This window comes from Pseudomonas sp. 21, from assembly GCF_000955805.1.
In the GTDB taxonomy this organism is placed as follows: domain Bacteria; phylum Pseudomonadota; class Gammaproteobacteria; order Pseudomonadales; family Pseudomonadaceae; genus Pseudomonas.
Genome location: NZ_JYOA01000005.1, coordinates 338,624 through 356,100, shown reverse-complemented (window position 1 = coordinate 356,100; position 17,477 = coordinate 338,624). Strand labels below are relative to the sequence as shown.

General features: G+C 65.2%; 17 protein-coding genes. All 17 read left to right on the top strand.

The window, feature by feature from the left end; genetic code table 11:
• Positions 1 to 252 precede the first annotated feature (252 nt).
• The 17 genes from fliL (at position 253) to UB43_RS14375 (ending at position 17,476) form a co-directional block, all read left to right on the top strand.
• Positions 253 to 774 (top strand): flagellar basal body-associated protein FliL, encoded by a 522-nt coding sequence (gene fliL / locus UB43_RS14455; protein WP_045212076.1) that lies wholly within the window; start codon positions 253 to 255, stop codon positions 772 to 774.
• 9 nt (positions 775 to 783) lie between these two features.
• Positions 784 to 1,755, top strand: a complete 972-nt coding sequence (gene fliM / locus UB43_RS14450) for a flagellar motor switch protein FliM (RefSeq protein WP_045212074.1) — start codon at positions 784 to 786, stop codon at positions 1,753 to 1,755.
• A gap of 22 nt (positions 1,756 to 1,777) precedes the next feature.
• Positions 1,778 to 2,245, top strand: coding sequence for a flagellar motor switch protein FliN (gene fliN, locus UB43_RS14445; protein ID WP_045212072.1), 468 nt, complete (start codon positions 1,778 to 1,780; stop codon positions 2,243 to 2,245).
• Position 2,246: 1 nt separating this feature from the next.
• Positions 2,247 to 2,723 (top strand): flagellar biosynthetic protein FliO, encoded by a 477-nt coding sequence (fliO, locus tag UB43_RS14440; RefSeq protein WP_156160413.1) that lies wholly within the window; start codon positions 2,247 to 2,249, stop codon positions 2,721 to 2,723.
• A 77-nt stretch (positions 2,724 to 2,800) separates the two neighbouring features.
• Positions 2,801 to 3,511 carry a flagellar type III secretion system pore protein FliP gene (fliP, locus tag UB43_RS14435; RefSeq protein ID WP_156160422.1) on the top strand — a complete coding sequence of 237 codons (711 nt, stop codon included), beginning with the start codon at positions 2,801 to 2,803 and terminating at the stop codon, positions 3,509 to 3,511.
• Between the two features lie 106 nt (positions 3,512 to 3,617).
• Entirely contained in the window at positions 3,618 to 3,887 is a 270-nt protein-coding gene (gene fliQ / locus UB43_RS14430; RefSeq protein ID WP_045212070.1) for a flagellar biosynthesis protein FliQ, read from the top strand.
• Positions 3,887 to 4,663 carry a flagellar biosynthetic protein FliR gene (gene fliR / locus UB43_RS14425; RefSeq protein WP_045212068.1) on the top strand — a complete coding sequence of 259 codons (777 nt, stop codon included), beginning with the start codon at positions 3,887 to 3,889 and terminating at the stop codon, positions 4,661 to 4,663. Before fliQ ends, fliR begins: the two co-directional genes overlap by 1 nt.
• The gene (gene flhB / locus UB43_RS14420; protein WP_045212065.1) at positions 4,663 to 5,799 is read left to right on the top strand and encodes a flagellar biosynthesis protein FlhB; all 1,137 of its coding nucleotides are present in this window, start codon (positions 4,663 to 4,665) and stop codon (positions 5,797 to 5,799) included. Before fliR ends, flhB begins: the two co-directional genes overlap by 1 nt.
• 104 nt (positions 5,800 to 5,903) lie before the next feature.
• Entirely contained in the window at positions 5,904 to 7,196 is a 1,293-nt protein-coding gene (locus UB43_RS14415) for a YgcG family protein (RefSeq protein WP_052969549.1), read from the top strand.
• 45 nt (positions 7,197 to 7,241) lie between these two features.
• Positions 7,242 to 8,522, top strand: a complete 1,281-nt coding sequence (locus UB43_RS14410) for a YgcG family protein (RefSeq protein WP_052969548.1) — start codon at positions 7,242 to 7,244, stop codon at positions 8,520 to 8,522.
• 141 nt (positions 8,523 to 8,663) lie between these two features.
• Positions 8,664 to 10,787, top strand: a complete 2,124-nt coding sequence (gene flhA / locus UB43_RS14405; protein ID WP_045212062.1) for a flagellar biosynthesis protein FlhA — start codon at positions 8,664 to 8,666, stop codon at positions 10,785 to 10,787.
• 15 nt (positions 10,788 to 10,802) lie between these two features.
• The gene (flhF, locus tag UB43_RS14400) at positions 10,803 to 12,113 is read left to right on the top strand and encodes a flagellar biosynthesis protein FlhF (RefSeq protein ID WP_045212059.1); all 1,311 of its coding nucleotides are present in this window, start codon (positions 10,803 to 10,805) and stop codon (positions 12,111 to 12,113) included.
• A 164-nt stretch (positions 12,114 to 12,277) separates the two neighbouring features.
• Complete coding sequence (gene fleN, locus UB43_RS14395; protein ID WP_017520297.1) at positions 12,278 to 13,105, top strand: flagellar synthesis regulator FleN; 828 nt, start codon at positions 12,278 to 12,280, stop codon at positions 13,103 to 13,105.
• Positions 13,102 to 13,851, top strand: a complete 750-nt coding sequence (fliA, locus tag UB43_RS14390) for an RNA polymerase sigma factor FliA (protein WP_045212057.1) — start codon at positions 13,102 to 13,104, stop codon at positions 13,849 to 13,851. The genes fleN and fliA overlap by 4 nt, the downstream gene beginning before the upstream one ends.
• A 197-nt stretch (positions 13,852 to 14,048) precedes the next feature.
• Positions 14,049 to 14,423 carry a chemotaxis response regulator CheY gene (locus UB43_RS14385; protein ID WP_085988857.1) on the top strand — a complete coding sequence of 125 codons (375 nt, stop codon included), beginning with the start codon at positions 14,049 to 14,051 and terminating at the stop codon, positions 14,421 to 14,423.
• A gap of 19 nt (positions 14,424 to 14,442) precedes the next feature.
• Positions 14,443 to 15,225 carry a protein phosphatase CheZ gene (locus tag UB43_RS14380; RefSeq protein ID WP_045212054.1) on the top strand — a complete coding sequence of 261 codons (783 nt, stop codon included), beginning with the start codon at positions 14,443 to 14,445 and terminating at the stop codon, positions 15,223 to 15,225.
• 31 nt (positions 15,226 to 15,256) lie between these two features.
• Positions 15,257 to 17,476 (top strand): chemotaxis protein CheA, encoded by a 2,220-nt coding sequence (locus UB43_RS14375; RefSeq protein WP_045212051.1) that lies wholly within the window; start codon positions 15,257 to 15,259, stop codon positions 17,474 to 17,476.
• Position 17,477 lies beyond the last annotated feature (1 nt).

Sequence of the window (17,477 nt, the reverse complement as noted above, 5' to 3'; positions counted from 1 at the left end):
CTCCCTTCGGAGCGGGGCGCGCAGCCAGGGCTGGGGAGAGGGGAGCGTCGAGCATCAAGCTCCAGCCTCGATTCGCCCCCTGGTCAATCTGTCTGGATCGTCCCAGGCGAAAATTCTTACACCTCCCCGTGACATCCTCCGTCTAGCCTGTAATATCCGCGGCGTCGCCAGCAGGACTCGTCCGAACTGGCACAGCCCTTGCTGCTACCCCGGTATCAGCGCATCGCGCCGCAAAAGTGACGGATTATTGGCATGGCCAAGAAAGAACAGACGCCTTCTCTCCCCGATGGCCAGGCGCCCGGCAAGGGCAAGCTGAAGCTCATCATCATCATCGTGCTGGCCTTCCTGCTGGCGGTGGGTGCGTCGGTGGGCGGTACCTGGTTCTTCCTGCACAAGAGCGCCAAGCCCGACGAGGCCGAAGCCAAGGCCGCGGAACATGCCGAGCCGACGAAGAAACAGGCGGTCTACGAGATCCTCGCGCCGTCCTTCGTGGTCAACTTCAATCAGAACGGCCGCCAGCGCTATCTTCAAGTAGCCGTTGCGCTGATGGGCCGCGACCAGGCGCAGATGGATGCCCTGCGCGAGCAGATGCCGCTGGTACGCAACCAGCTGGTGATGCTGTTCTCCAGCCAGAATTTCGACACCCTGGTAACGCCGGTCGGTAAGGAGATGCTTCGCTCGCAGGCGACCTCCAGTCTTCAGGAACTGGCGAAGAAGGCGACCGGTCAGTTGACCGTGGAGCAAGTGCTTTTCACCAATTTCGTATTGCAGTAGGTACCCGCCATGGCCATGCAGGATCTACTTTCCCAGGACGAGATCGACGCGCTGTTGCACGGCGTCGACGACGGTCTGGTGGAAACCGAGTCCGACGTCGAGCCGGGGGCGATCAAGTCCTACGACCTGACCAGTCAGGACCGCATTGTCCGGGGCCGCATGCCGACCCTGGAGATGATCAACGAGCGCTTCGCCCGCTACACCCGCATCAGCATGTTCAACCTGCTGCGCCGCTCGGCGGATGTCGCCGTGGGCGGCGTGCAGGTGATGAAGTTCGGCGAGTACGTTCACTCGCTGTACGTGCCCACCAGCCTCAACCTGGTGAAGATGAAGCCGCTGCGCGGCACCGCGCTGTTCATCCTCGACGCCAAGCTGGTGTTCAAGCTGGTGGACAACTTCTTCGGCGGTGACGGTCGCCACGCCAAGATCGAGGGCCGCGAGTTCACCCCCACCGAGCTGCGGGTGGTGCGCATGGTCATCGAGCAGGCCTTCGTCGATCTCGCCGAGGCCTGGCACGCGGTGATGCCGATCAACTTCGAGTACGTGAACTCCGAGGTGAACCCGGCGATGGCCAACATCGTCAGCCCCAGCGAAGTGGTGGTGGTCTCCACCTTCCACATCGAGCTGGACGGTGGCGGCGGCGACCTGCACATCACCCTGCCTTACGCGATGATCGAGCCGATCCGCGAGATGCTCGATGCCGGCTTCCAGTCCGACGTGGACGATCAGGACGAGCGCTGGATCAATGCCCTGCGCGAAGACATCCTCGACGTCAGCGTGCCGGTGGGGGCCACCGTCGTGCGCCGCCAGCTCAAGCTGCGCGACATCCTGCACATGCAGCCGGGCGACGTGATCCCGGTGGAGCTGCCCGAATACATGATCATGCGCGCCAACGGCGTGCCTTCCTTCAAGGTCAAGCTGGGTTCGCACAAGGGCAACCTGGCCTTGCAGATTCTCGATCCCCTCGAGCGCTTGCGCTGAGCGGATCCCACGAGGACCCACCATGTCTGATGAAGAAAACGTGACTCCCGAAGAACAGGCGCTGGCCGACGAGTGGGCCGCGGCGCTCTCCGAATCCGGTGACGCCAACCAGGACGACATCGACGCGATGATGGCCGGCGCTGCGGCTCCGGCCGCGCCCGCCGCACCGCGCGCACCGATGGAAGAGTTCGGCATGGCGCCCAAGACGCCGATGATCGCCGGGCTGGAAGGCCCCAACCTGGATGTGATCCTGGATATTCCGGTGACCATTTCCATGGAGGTCGGGCATACCGATATCAACATCCGCAACCTGCTGCAGCTCAACCAGGGCTCGGTGATCGAACTCGATCGCCTGGCCGGCGAGCCGCTGGACGTGCTGGTCAACGGCACCTTGATCGCCCATGGCGAAGTGGTGGTGGTGAACGAGAAGTTCGGCATCCGCCTCACCGACGTGATCAGCCCCAGCGAACGCATCAAGAAGCTGCGCTGACATGGGCCGCCTGCTCGCGAACCTGTGCGCCCTGCCGCTGCTGGGGCTGTCCCTCTTCGCCCTGGGCGAGGAGGCCAAGGCGCCGGCATCCAACCCGGCGATCGTCCACGCCAGCTCCACGCCGAGCATCATCACCGGCAGTGCCGGCGCGCAGCTGATGCAGTTGCTGCTGGGCCTGGTGCTGGTGGTCGGCCTGATCTTCCTGCTGGCCTGGCTGGTGCGTCGCGTGCAGCAGGTCGTGCCGCGCGGCAACCAGGCGATCCGCCTGATTTCCAGCCAGTCCCTCGGCCCGCGTGATCGCCTGGTGCTGGTGCAGGTGGGCGAGGAGCAGGTGCTGCTGGGCCTGACGCCCGGCCGCATCACCCCGCTGCACGTCCTGCGCCAGCCGGTGCATGCCGCCGAATCGGAGCCGGCGCAGCCGGAATTCGCCCAGCGTCTGCTGGAATTGCTGAACAAGGACAAGGGCCGCCCGCAGTGACCCGTTCGCCGACTTCTTCCGTTCTGATCGCCGCATTCAAGGCCATCGCACCGTTGCTACTGGCCCTGCTGGCGCTGATGGCGCCGCAGGCCTTCGCCGCCGATCCGACGCAGCTGACGGCGATCACCGTGACCACCAACCCGCAGGGGCAGCAGGAATACTCGGTCAGCCTGCAGATCCTGCTGATCATGACCGCGCTGAGCTTCATCCCGGCGTTCGTCATGCTGATGACCAGCTTCACCCGGATCATCATCGTCTTCTCCATCCTGCGCCAGGCGCTGGGCCTGCAGAGCACGCCGTCGAACCAGGTGCTGATCGGCCTGGCGATGTTCCTCACCCTGTTCGTCATGGCGCCGGTGTTCGACAAGATCAACACGACTGCGCTGCAGCCTTACCTGAGCGAGCAGATCCCTGCGCAGGAAGCGATCACCCGCGCCGAAGTGCCGCTCAAGGCCTTCATGCTGGCGCAGACCCGGCAGTCGGACCTGGAGCTGTTCGTGCGGCTGTCCAAGCGCACCGACATCGCCAGCGCCGACGCCACGCCCCTGACCATCCTGGTGCCGGCGTTCGTCACTTCGGAGTTGAAGACGGCGTTCCAGATCGGTTTCATGATCTTCATCCCGTTCCTGATCATCGACCTGGTGGTGTCCAGCGTGCTGATGGCGATGGGCATGATGATGCTCTCGCCGCTGATCATCTCGTTGCCGTTCAAGATCATGCTGTTCGTCCTGGTGGACGGCTGGGCATTGATCATCGGCACGCTCGCCGGCAGTTTCGGGACGGTCTAGCGATGCTCTCTGCTCTTGTAGGAGCGAGCTTGCTCGCGAACCGGAATGGCACAAAAGCTTCGCGAGCAAGCTCGCTCCTGCCCAAGCCTGAAAGAACGGAGTCACCATGACCCCCGAAGTCGCCGTCGACCTGTTCCGTGAAGCGCTCTGGCTGACCGCCGTGATGGTCGGCATCCTGGTGCTGCCCAGTCTGCTGGTGGGCCTGATCGTGGCGATGTTCCAGGCCGCCACGCAGATCAACGAGCAGACCCTGAGCTTCCTGCCGCGCCTGCTGGTGGTGCTGCTCACCCTCATCGTGCTGGGTCCCTGGCTGCTGCGTCAGCTGATGGAGTACACCCAGTCGCTGATCACCAGCATCCCGACGCTGATCGGCTGATGCTCGAGCTCAGCAACGCGCAGATCGGCGGCTGGATCGGGGCCTTCCTGTTCCCGCTGTTCCGCATTGCCGCGATGCTGATGGTGATGCCGATCATTGGCACCCAGCTGGTGCCCACCCGTGTGCGCCTGTACCTGTCCGTGGCCATTGCCGTGGCGCTGGTGCCCAACCTGCCGCCGATGCCGCAGGTGGATGCGCTGAGCCTCAAGGCGATGGTTTACATCGCCCAGGAAATCCTCGTCGGCGCCATGCTCGGTTTCGTCCTGCAGCTGATGTTCCATGCCTTCGTCATTTCCGGGCAGATCATCTCCATGCAGATGGGCCTGGGCTTCGCCTCCATGGTCGACCCCACCAACGGCATTTCCGTGCCGGTGCTGGGGCAGTTCTTCACCATGCTGGTGACGCTGCTGTTCCTCTCCATGAACGGGCACCTGGTGGTGTTCGAGGTGCTGGCTGAAAGCTTCACCACCCTGCCAGTCGGTGAGGGGCTGTCGAGCAACCATTTCATCACCGTGGCCGGGAAGCTCGGCTGGGTCCTGGGGGCCGGCCTGATGATCGCCCTGCCGGCGATCACGGCCCTGCTGGTGGTCAACCTGGCGTTCGGCGCCATGACCCGCGCCGCGCCGCAGCTGAACATCTTCTCGATCGGTTTCCCGCTCACCCTGATCATGGGCTTCGTCATTGTCTGGATTGGCAGTGCCGAGATACTCACTCAGTACCAGGCGCTGGCCAGTGAGGGCCTGCGCCTGCTTCGCGAACTCGTGGGGGCCCGCTGATGGCCGAGAACGACAGTAGCGAAGACAAGACAGAGGAACCTACAGAGAAACGGCGCCGGGAGGCGCGCGAGAAGGGCCAGCTCCCTCGGTCCAAGGAGTTGAACACCCTGGCCGTGCTGCTGGCCGGCGCCGGAGCCCTGCTGATGTTCGGCGCGAGCCTGGCCGATGCGCTGATGCGCCTGATGCGCGGTAGTTTCCAGCTGGACCGCGCCACGGTGATGAACAGCGAGAGCATGCTCAACCTGCTGATCGCCGGCGGCAAGATCGGCGCCGATGCGGTCTGGCCGATCCTCGCGGTGCTGCTCGTTGCGGCGCTGGTCGGCCCGGTGGCCCTGGGCGGCTGGCTGTTCTCCGCCGAGGCGCTGGCGCCCAAGTTCAGCCGACTCAACCCGCTGGCGGGCATCAAGCGCATGTTCTCGGTGCGCTCGGTGACCGAGCTGCTCAAGGCCCTGGCCAAGTTCGTGCTGGTGCTGATCGTGGCGATCCTGGTGCTCAAGTCCGACCAGGACGACCTGCTGGCCATCTCCCACGAGCCGCTGGAGCAGGCCATGGTGCACAGCGCCCGGATCGTCGGCTGGAGCGCCTTCTGGCTGGCCTGCAGCATCATCTTCATTGCCGCTGCGGACGTTCCCTTCCAGCTCTGGGACAACCGCAAGAAGCTGATGATGACCAAGCAGGAGGTCAAGGACGAGTACAAGGACTCCGAGGGCAAGCCCGAGGTCAAGGCCAAGGTCCGCCAGATGCAGCGCGAGATGGCCAACCGGCGGATGATGCAGGCGGTGCCCCAGGCCGACGTGGTCATCACCAACCCGACGCACTTTGCCGTGGCCCTGCAGTACGACGCGGAGAAGGGCGGTGCGCCCAAGTTGCTGGCCAAGGGCAACGACTTCATGGCGCTGAAGATTCGCGAGATCGCCCAGGAGCACAAGGTCACCGTGCTCGAGTCGCCGGCACTGGCGCGGGCGGTGTACTACTCCACCGAACTCGACCACGAGATTCCCGCCGGCCTGTATCTCGCCGTGGCCCAGGTGCTGGCCTACGTCTACCAGCTCAAGCAGTACCGTGCCGGCAAGGGCAAGCGCCCGGGGCCGATGCCGGACCTGCCGATCCCGCCGGATTTGCGGCGAGACGAGTGATATAGGACGCGTCCGACATATCTCGTCCGTCAGACCGCAGTAGCATGGGCGGTTCATGGCCGGGCCGCATGCTCCGGCTGCAAGGATCGCGAAGGGACACTTCGATGCTTCATGGATACTCCGCCGGCTGGCGCTCGACGTTCTGGTTTCTGCTCTGCCTGTTCTGTTCCCAGTTCGCCTGGGCGGCTTCGGATGCCGAAGGCGGAGTCCTGCTGCCGCTGAACGAGCGCGTGGTGGACGTCACCCATACCCTCGACCCGGCCGCCAAGGCCCGCCTGATCGACAAGCTCAAGTCCCTGGAGGAGCGGCGCGGCGCACAGATCGCCGTGGTGATGCTGCCCACCGTCGGCAAGATGGGCATCGAGGCGTTCTCCAATCAGCTCTTCAACCTCTGGAAGCTCGGCCGCAAGGGCATCGACGATGGCGTGCTGGTCGTCGTGGCGAAGGACGACCACCAGATGCGCATCGAGGTGGGCTATGGCCTGGAAGGGGCGATTCCTGACGTATTGGCCGGACGCATCATCCGCGAGCGCATGGCGCCGGCGTTCCGCGAGGGCGACTACGCCGGCGGCATCGAGTCGGCGGTGGATGCGTTGATCACGCTGGTCGACGGCGAGGCGCTGCCTGAGCCCGCGCCCGAACCGTTGAATATTCCGCTGGAAGCCTGGTTGCTGCTGGCGTCCTTCGTTGTGGGCGGCGTGGGCGGCGTGCTGCTGGCCGCGCGCCGTATCGGCTGGCGCGGCGGACTGGCGGTCTGCGTGGCGGTCGTTGTGCTGGTGGCGCTGCTGGCCAGCGGCAAGGACGCGCTGGCGACCGTGGCGATCACGCCATTGTGCCTGCTCATCGGCGGCGCCACCTTCGGCGCGCTGTGGACGACGCGGGCGGTGTTCTACACGGTGCTCGGGCTGATCGCCTACTGCATCCTGCTCGGCTTCCTGACGCCGCACTTCGGCGGCGCCCTGTGGGTTTACGCGCTCGCCGTTCCCATCATGGCGCTGTTCGTATTGGGCCTCTGGTGGCTGCTGATCTCGATGATGCGCGACGTCTGGCGCGGCGAAAGCAAGGCCGGCAAGAACCGCAAGAACCGCAAGGGCCGAAATGCGGCCAGCGCGCAGGGAAGTCGCAAAGGCTTCTACAAGCGCCTGGCGGTCTTCATCGGCCTGTACCTGCTGCTGGGCTTGGCGATCGGTGCGCCATCGGCGCCGCTGAACTGGCTGGTGATACTGCCCTTCATGGCCCTGCCGGGGCTGTGGGTGTTCGGCGCGGGGCGGGGTGGTGCGGGAGGTCGCTCCGGCTCGGGCGGTGGTTCATCCGGCGGCTCCTCCGGTGGCAGTTCGGGTGGCAGTTCGGGTGGCGGTGGTTCCAGCGGCGGCGGGGGCGCATCCGGCAGTTGGTGACGGTGTGGTTCGCGCTGCCTGGGGCGATTGTCAAGGAATGAAGGTATGAACATCTGGATTCGCTGTGCTCTATTGCTCGCCATCCTGCTCGGTACGGCGGGCGTCCAGGCAGAGGTTCCGACCGACGCCGCCCGTCCGGCGCAGGACGAGTTCATCGCCGCGCCCGGCAAAGCGGAAGCTGACGACGAGCTTCCCTTTGCCATCAAGGTGCCTGAGCTGGAAAGCCCCGTCACCGACCTCACCGGCACCCTCGACAGCGACTGGATCGCTACGATGAAGCAGCGGCTGCTGGCGCTGCAGCAGCGCAAGGGGTCGCAGATCGCCATTCTGATGCTGCCCAGCACCGGCGAGGACAGCATCGAGCAGTTCGCCACCCGCGTCTTCGAGCAATGGCGCCTGGGGCGGCAAGGGGTGGACGATGGTGTGCTGGTGCTGGTGGCCAAGGACGACCGGAACATGCGCATCGAGGTCGGCTACGGCCTGGAAGGGGCGATTCCCGATGTGGTTGCCGGGCGCATCATCCGCGATGAGATGGTTCCGGCGTTCCGCGAGGGCAACTTCGCCGGCGGCATCGAGCAGGCGGTGGGAGTGCTGGAGCGCCTGATCGACGGCGAGACCCTCCCGGAAGAAAGTCGCGACTTCCATCTGACGGCGGAGGGCTGGGCGCTGTTGATCGGCCTGGGCGTCGGCGCATTGGCGGGAGCCGCACTGCGCCGCCGCTGGCTTGGCGTGAAGAGGGTCATCCTGGGCGCTGCGGGTGTGGCGATGGTGCTGGCGCTAGGCTGTGGCCTGCAGAGCGCTCCGGTGGTGCTGTTCGCCTTGTCGTTCTGCCTGCTGATGGGTGGGGGTGTCGGCGCCGTGGCGGCGTCATCGGGCAAGGCGGCGATGATAGTGGGCGGTATCGTCCTTTACCTGACCGCCATCGCGCTGGGCGCGGCGCAGTTCGGCAGCGACGTGCCGCTCTTCGGCCTGGCAGTGCCCTTTGCTGCAGGTATCGGCTTGGTGTTTCTGTGCCTGCCGTTCTTCCTCGCCTTCGGTACCTGGAAGCGCAGCCGTGTGGAGTTCTCCGTCCGCCTGGGGTTTGCCGTGGTGATCGCCGGATTCGTCATCCATACGGTGGGAGTCCTGCAGCGGCCCTGGGTGTTTCCCGATTCCCTGGTGCTGATTCCCATGCTGTATTTCCCCTTCCTGGTCGCCTTCATGAGTGGCGGCAGTTCGGGGTCAGGGTCGGGATCTTCGGGAGGCGGGTCGTCCTCCGGTGGGGGCAGCAGCTATTCCGGCGGTGGCGGTTCCAGCGGGGGTGGCGGCGCCTCCGGGCGCTGGTGATCCGGCCGCTCTGAATCGGCTATTTCCAGCCCTTCGAAAAAGTTGGAACGCTTCCTGCAAAACCCTGTGCGGATGCCCGGTTGGGCGTCAAAAGTTTGATCCGGTGGCCGCCTCGGCCGCCAACGCGCAGGGGAATCACGGGTGGATCGTACGCAACTGATCGGCACTGTTCGCAGCAATCTGGTAGGGCTCAGCCGGGGCAACCTCGGCGTGCCGCTGCTGTTGCTCGCCATGCTGGCGATGATGACCCTGCCCATTCCGCCGTTCCTGCTGGATGTGCTGTTCACCTTCAACATCGCCCTGTCCATCGTGGTCCTGCTGGTCAGCGTGTACGCCCTGCGCCCGCTGGACTTCGCCGTGTTCCCGACCATCCTGCTGGTCGCCACCCTGCTGCGCCTGGCGCTGAACGTCGCGTCCACCCGCGTCGTGCTGCTCCACGGCCACGACGGCCACGCGGCGGCGGGCAAGGTGATCCAGGCCTTCGGCGAGGTGGTGATCGGTGGCAACTACGTCGTCGGTATCGTGGTCTTCGCGATCCTCATGATCATCAACTTCGTGGTGGTCACCAAGGGTGCCGGGCGCATCTCCGAGGTGAGCGCGCGTTTCACCCTCGACGCCATGCCCGGCAAGCAGATGGCCATCGACGCCGACCTCAACGCCGGGCTGATCGAGCAGGCCGAAGCCAAGAAGCGCCGCGCCGAAGTGGCCCAGGAAGCCGACTTCTACGGCTCCATGGACGGTGCCAGCAAGTTCGTCCGCGGTGACGCCGTCGCCGGCCTGCTGATCCTCTTCATCAACCTCATCGGTGGCGTGGCCATCGGCATGATCCAGCACTCGATGAGCTTCGGCGACGCCGGCAAGGTCTACGCCCTGCTGACCATCGGTGACGGTCTGGTGGCGCAGTTGCCTTCGCTGCTGCTGTCTACCGCGGCTGCGATCATGGTGACCCGCGTCTCCAGCTCCGAGGACATGGGCCAGCAGGTCAACCGCCAGATGTTCGCCTCGCCCAAGGCGCTGGCGATCTCTGCCGCCATCCTGATCGCCATGGGCCTGGTCCCCGGCATGCCGCACGTGTCCTTCGTCGGCCTGGGTGGCCTGGCCGCTGCCGGCGCGTACCTGATCTGGCACCGCCAGCGCCAGGCCAGCCAGAAGGCCGAGCAGGAGGCCCAGACCCAGCAGGAACTGCTGCCGGCGCAGCGCGCCGAGCAGACCAAGGAACTGGGCTGGGACGACGTGACGCCGGTGGATATGGTCGGCCTGGAAGTGGGTTACCGCCTGATTCCGCTGGTGGACCGCAACCAGGGTGGGCAACTGCTGGCGCGGATCAAGGGCGTGCGCAAGAAGCTGTCCCAGGACCTGGGCTTCCTGATGCCGTCGGTGCACATCCGCGACAACCTCGATCTGCTGCCCAACGCCTATCGCTTGACGCTCATGGGCGTGAGCGTGGCGGAGGCCGAGATCTACCCGGACCGCGACCTGGCGATCAACCCCGGCCAGGTGTTCGGCACCCTCAACGGCATCGCCGGCAAGGACCCGGCCTTCGGCCTGGAAGCCGTGTGGATCGAAGCCTCGCAGCGCGACCAGGCGCAGTCCCTGGGCTACACCGTGGTCGACGCCAGCACCGTGGTCGCCACTCACCTGAACCAGGTGCTGCACAAGCATGCCCACGAGCTGCTCGGCCACGAGGAAGTCCAGCAACTGATGCAACTGCTGGCCAAGACTTCGCCCAAGCTCGCCGAAGAGCTGGTGCCGGGGATGATTTCCCTGTCGACGCTGCTCAAGGTTCTCCAGGCGCTGCTGCAGGAACAGGTGCCGGTACGCGACATCCGTACCATCGCGGAAGCCATCGCCAACGTGGCGGTGAAGAGTCAAGATCCCGCCGCGATGGTGGCGGCGGTTCGCGTCGCGCTGGCCCGCGCAATCGTGCAAACCATTGTGGGACTAGAGCCGGAGCTGCCTGTGATCACTCTGGAACCCAGGTTGGAACAGATATTGCTCAATAGTCTTCAGAAGGCCGGACAAGGCTCCGAAGACGGCATGTTGCTGGAGCCCGGAATGGCCGAAAAGCTGCAACGCTCGATGGTTGAAGCGGCGCAGCGTCAGGAGATGCTCGGCAAGCCGGCGATTCTGCTGGTGGCAGGTCCCATCCGCGCGATGATGTCGCGATTCGCCCGGATGGCGGTTCCCACCATGAACGTGCTGGCTTACCAGGAAATCCCGGACAACAAACAAGTCACGATTGTCGCCACTGTTGGGCAGAACTGATTGAGGTCCAAGGCCATGCAGGTAAAACGCTTCTTCGCCGCCGATATGCGTCAGGCCATGAAACTGGTCCGTGACGAGCTGGGCCCGGATGCCTCGATCATCGGCAATCGCCGTGTCGCCGGCGGCGTGGAGCTGACCGCCGCGCTGGATTACCAGGCACCGGTGGCCGCCAGCAAGCCGAACCCGGCGCTGGAAGCCGAGCTGCGCAAGACCCAGGCGAAGATCGCCCAGGCCAGGGCGGACCTGTCGGCCCCGGCCCGCGCAACCGATGGCGTGCGCAAGGACCGTCAAATGTACGGCACCGAAGCGCCGCGTCGCAGCGCTGCCGAAACCCTGGCCGCAGCCATGGATGCGCCGGTTGCCCCGGCGCCGGCCACGGTGGGCCAGCAGGCGCTGGAAGCCATGCGCTTCGAGCTCAACGGCCTGCGCGAGCTGATCGAAGTGCAGCTGGGCTCCATCGCCTGGAACCAGTTGCAGAACCAGCGCCCGAAACAGGCCGGCCTGTGGCGTCGCCTGCAGCGCATGGGGCTGCCGGCTGACCTGTCGCGCAACCTGCTGGAGCGCGTGGCCTCCATCGCCGACCCGAAGCAGGCCTGGCGCATGCTGCTGGCGCACCTGGCGCGCTCGATCAATACCCCGGAAATCGACCTGCTGGAGCAGGGCGGTGTGATCGCCCTGGTCGGCCCGGCCGGCATGGGCAAGACCACCACCCTGGCCAAGCTGGCCGCTCGTTATGTGCTGAAGTACGGCGCGCAGAGCATCGCCCTGGTGTCCATGGACAGCTTCCGCATCGGTGCGCAGGAGCAGATCAAGACCCTGGGTCGCATCCTCAATGTGCCGGTGACCCTGGTCGACCCTGGCCAGTCGCTGATCCAGGCCATGGCGCCGCTGGCGCGCAAGCGTCTGGTGCTGATCGATACCGCCGGGCTGCCCGCCAACGATCCGGCACTGCGCATGCAGCTCGAGGCGCTGTCTTCGCTGAGCCTGAACGTGAAGAATTACCTCGTGCTGGCCGCGACCAGCCAGAGCCAGGTACTCAAGTCCGCCTGGCAGAACTATCGTTCCTGTGGGCTGGCCGGGTGCATCCTGACCAAACTGGACGAAGCGGGAAGCCTCGGTGAAGCTCTGGCTCTGGCTATCAGCCAGCATCTACCGGTAGCCTATCTGGCTGACGGGCCGAAGATCCCGGACGACCTGCAGGTGGCACGCGCGCACCAACTGGTCAGCCGTGCGGTGAGCCTGCAGTCGCCCGAAGAGCCCTGCGAGGATGCCATGGCGGACATGTTCGCCGGCCTTTACCAACAGCCGGTGCGTCGCGCCAGCTGAAGATTGTGAGCCCCGCGTGGGGCGTGGGGTGGCCGGTTGAGCCACCCAAGCGATGCGGATGCTCTGCAAGACGATCCGCGAGCGCCGGAGGCGGTAGAGCACTGCAACCGGAATAGCCGAAACGCCAGAAGCGTGACGGTCGAACGACGAGACAAGGTATTGATATGGGTATGCATCCCGTTCAGGTAATCGCAGTCACCGGCGGCAAGGGTGGCGTGGGCAAGACCAACGTGTCGGTGAATCTGTCGCTGGCGCTGGCCGACCTCGGCCGCCGCGTCATGCTGCTGGACGCCGACCTGGGCCTGGCCAACGTCGACGTGCTGCTGGGGCTGTCGCCCAAGCGCACGCTGGCCGACGTCATCGAGGGCGAGTGCGACCTGCGTGACGTGATCCTCCAGGGGCCTGGCGGTATTCGCATCGTCCCGGCGGCCTCGGGCACCCAGAGCATGGTGCACCTCACGCCGATGCAGCACGCCGGTCTGATCCAGGCGTTCAGCGACATCAGCGACAACATCGACGTGCTGGTGGTGGACACCGCCGCCGGCATCGGCGATTCGGTGGTGAGCTTCGTCCGTGCCGCCCAGGAAGTGCTGCTGGTCGTTTGTGATGAACCCACGTCCATCACCGATGCCTACGCTTTGATCAAGCTGCTCAACCGCGACTACGGCATGACCCGTTTCCGCGTGCTGGCGAACATGGCGCACAGCCCCCAGGAAGGCCGCAACCTGTTCGCCAAGCTGACCAAGGTCACCGACCGCTTCCTGGATGTGGCGCTGCAGTACGTCGGCGCCATTCCCTACGATGAGTCGGTGCGCAAGGCCGTGCAGAAGCAGCGTTCGGTGTATGAGGCGTTCCCGCGCAGCAAGGCTTCCCTGGCCTTCCGTGCGGTGGCGCAGAAGGTCGACAGCTGGCCGCTGCCGGCCAACCCACGAGGGCACCTGGAGTTCTTCGTCGAGCGCCTGGTGCAACATCCCACGGGTTCGGCCGTATGACCGCGGCCTCCGGAGCGCGTATGTACAGCAAGGCACAGGCGCACAACTCCCAGGAACTGCTGATCCAGAAACACGCTCCGCTGGTGAAGCGCATCGCCTACCACCTGCTTGGCCGTCTGCCGGCCAGCGTGCAGGTGGAGGACCTGATGCAGGCCGGCATGATCGGCCTGCTGGAGGCTGCGAAGAAATACGATCAGGGCAAGGGCGCGAGCTTCGAAACCTATGCCGGCATCCGCATCCGCGGCGCCATGCTCGACGAGGTGCGCAAGGGCGACTGGGCCCCGCGTTCGGTCCACCGCAACACCCGCATGGTCAGCGACGCCATCCGCGCCGTCGAAGCGCGCACGGGACGCGACGCTAAAGATCAGGAGGTTGCTGCCGAACTCAATATGAGCCTCGAAGATTATTACGGCATCCTCAGCGACACCCAGGGCAGCCGTCTGTACAGCTTCGATGACATGTTGCAGGACGGCGACCAGGGCGGCGGCTTTGCCGAAGACGCATCGCACCACGACAACGAGCCATCCCATGGCCTGGAAGACGAGCGCTTCCAGGCGGCCCTGGCTGACGCCATCACCAAGCTGCCCGAGCGCGAGCGACTGGTGCTGGCCCTGTACTACGACGAGGAACTCAACCTCAAGGAGATCGGCGAAGTGCTGGGCGTCAGCGAGTCCCGCGTCAGCCAGCTGCACAGCCAGTGCGCCGCGCGACTGCGTTCGCGACTGGCGGAGTGGCGCGCTCGCTGAGCATCGGGTAGTTTCGCGTCGGCTGCTTCTGAGAGGCGGTGCTGAAGGGATTTTCCTTAGGCAAGTTATAGGCTTACGAATTTTTGGGTGACGTTCCTTTGACGCGCCCACAGCAAAGAGCGCACGACGCTCGATGAATTGACGGCACGCCCGCCAGGGCGCGTTTGGTATCGATGGAGGCAGGTTTGGACAAGAACATGAAAATTCTCATCGTGGACGACTTTTCCACGATGAGGCGCATCATCAAGAACCTCCTGCGAGACCTGGGGTTCACCAACACCGCAGAAGCCGACGATGGCACCACTGCGCTGCCGATGCTGCACAGCGGCAACTTCGACTTCCTCGTTACCGACTGGAACATGCCCGGCATGACCGGCATCGACCTGCTGCGTGCGGTCCGCGCCGACGAGCGCCTCAAGCACCTGCCGGTGCTGATGGTCACCGCCGAAGCCAAGCGCGACCAGATCATCGAAGCGGCCCAGGCCGGGGTCAACGGCTATGTGGTCAAGCCTTTCACCGCTCAGGTGCTGAAAGAAAAGATCGAGAAGATTTTCGAGCGGGTCGGCAGCTGAGGCTGACCAAGAGGGCGTCATGGATTTCAACGAATCCGCGGGTGACTTCGAGTCGACCCTGAAAAAACACGCGCGCGAATTGGTCGACTGCCTCGAGCAGGGCGACGTACAGACCGCCGTGCAGCTGATCTCCGAGCTCAACCAGGCGCGTGATCGCGGGCTCTACCAAGAGGTAGGCAAACTGACCCGCGAGCTGCACAACGCCATCGTCAACTTCCAGATCGATCCCAGCTCCCCGCGCGCCCAGGAAGTCTCGCAGATTGCCGACGCCACCGATCGCCTGTCCTACGTGGTGACGATGACCGAGAAAGCGGCCAATCGCACCATGGACCTGGTGGAAGAGTGCACCCCGGTGGTCATGCACATCGAGACCCAGGCCAAGGAGCTGCAGGAAGACTGGTCGCGCTTCATGCGCCGCGAGCTGGGCCCCGAGGCCTTCCGCGACCTGGCCAAGCGTGTCGAGCAGTTCCTCTACATCAGCGCCCAGGACAGCCGCAAGCTCTCCGCGCACCTGAACGACATCCTGCTGGCGCAGGACTTCCAGGACCTCACCGGGCAAGTGATCAAGCGCGTCACCAAGCTGGTGACCGAGGTCGAGTCGAACCTGGTGAAGCTGGTCTGGATGGCGGGGCAGGTTGATCGTTACGCCGGTATCGAGCATGACCACGAGAGCATGCGCGACGCGGTGGAAAAAGAAAGATCGTCCAAGGGTGAAGGTCCGCAGATTGCTGCCGATACAAGAAAGGACGTCGTATCCGGTCAGGACGATGTCGATGACCTGTTGTCCAGCCTTGGTTTTTAAGCGTCCGCTGACGCTGTAGAGGGAGCACCGAATGAGCTTCGACGCCGATGACGAAATCCTCCAGGACTTCCTGGTGGAGGCCGGCGAGATTCTCGAGCTACTGTCCGAACAACTGGTCGAGCTGGAAAGCCGCCCGGATGACATGGACCTGCTCAACGCAATCTTCCGTGGATTCCATACCGTCAAAGGTGGTGCCGGCTTCCTCCAGCTGAATGCGCTGGTGGAGTGCTGCCACATCGCCGAGAACGTCTTCGACATGCTGCGCAAGGGCGAACGCCGCGTGGATGCCGAGCTGATGGACGTGATGCTGCAGGCGCTGGATACCGTCAACGTCATGTTCCAGCAGGTGCGTGACGCGGAGGAGCCGACGCCGGCGACTCCCGAGCTGCTCGCCGCGCTGTCGCGCCTGGCGGATCCGAACGCCGCTCCTGCGCCAGCTCCCGCTGCGGCTGTTGCCGAGCCGGTCGTGGCAGAGGCCCCGGCCGCTGCGGCCGCTTATGGCGACATCACCGACGCCGAGTTCGAACAGCTGATGGATGCCCTCGAGCCGGCCGCCGAGGCGCCTGCTGCGCCGGTTGGCAGCGGCGGCGACGACATCACCGACGACGAATTCGAAGCACTGCTTGACCAGTTGCATGGCAAGGGCCAGTTCAGCGCCGCTGCCAAGGAGCCCGTCAGCGCGGCTCCGGCCCCGGTTGCCGAGACGCCTGCCGCGGGTGCTGGCGACGAGATCAGCGACGACGAGTTCGAAGCGCTGCTCGACCAGTTGCACGGCAAGGGCCAGTTCACCGGTGCGAAGGAAGAAACCCCCGCTCCCGTCGAGGCTGTTGCCGAGACCCGGCCTGAGGAAGCTCCGGCTGCCGGCGGCGACGACAATATCACCGACGACGAATTCGAAAAGCTGCTCGACGAGCTGCACGGCAAGGGCCAGTTCACGGGCGCGAAGGAAGAGCCGGTCGCGGCCGCCAAGCCGATTGCTGCAGCGCCGGCGCCCAGGCCCGCTGCCGCTCCGGCGCCGGCCGCTGCCGCCAAGCCTGCGCCGGCCAAGCCCGCCGCTGCCGCTGCAGAAAAGCCGGCCAACGAAGCGGAAACCACCGTGCGCGTGGACACCGCCCGCCTGGACGAGATCATGAACATGGTCGGCGAACTGGTGCTGGTGCGTAACCGCCTGGTGCGCCTGGGCCTGAACAGCGGCGACGAGGCGATGGCCAAGGCCGTCTCCAACCTCGACGTGGTCACCGCCGACCTGCAGTCGTCGGTCATGAAGACCCGCATGCAGCCGATCAAGAAGGTCTTCGGCCGCTTCCCGCGGCAGGTCCGCGACCTGGCGCGCAACCTGAAGAAAGAGATCAACCTCGAGCTGATCGGCGAAGAGACCGACCTGGACAAGAACCTGGTCGAGGCGCTGGCCGACCCGCTGGTGCACCTGGTGCGCAACGCGGTGGACCACGGCATCGAAGGCCCGGACGAGCGCGAAGCCGCTGGCAAGTCGCGTTCAGGCAAGGTGGTGCTGTCCGCCGAGCAGGAAGGCGACCACATCCTGCTGTCGATCTCCGACGACGGCAAGGGCATGGATCCGGACGTGCTGCGCGCCAAGGCCGTGGAGAAGGGGCTGCTGGACAAGGACGCGGCCGATCGCCTGTCCGAGTCTGACTGCTACAACCTGATCTTCGCCCCGGGCTTCTCGACCAAGACCGAGATTTCCGACGTCTCCGGCCGCGGTGTCGGCATGGACGTGGTGAAGACCAAGATTTCCCAGCTCAACGGCATCATCAACATCTACTCGACCAAGGGCCAGGGCTCGAAGATCGTCATCAAGGTCCCGCTGACCCTGGCGATCATGCCGACCCTGATGGTGATGCTGGGCAACCAGGCCTTCGCCTTCCCGCTGGTCAACGTCAACGAGATCTTCCACCTCGACCTGTCGAACACCAACGTGGTCGACGGCCAGGAAGTGGTGATCGTCCGCGACAAGGCGCTGCCGTTGTTCTACCTCAAGCGCTGGCTGGTGCCGGGCGCGCAGCATGACGAGCCGGGCGAGGGCCACGTGGTGATCCTCTCCGTGGGCACCCAGCGCATTGGCTTCGTGGTCGACCAGCTGGTGGGCCAGGAAGAGGTGGTGATCAAGCCGCTGGGCAAGATGCTGCAGGGCACGCCGGGCATGGCGGGGGCGACTATTACCGGGGACGGGCGCATCGCGCTGATCCTCGACGTGCCAAGCATGCTCAAGCGCTACGCCCGTCGTATCTGAC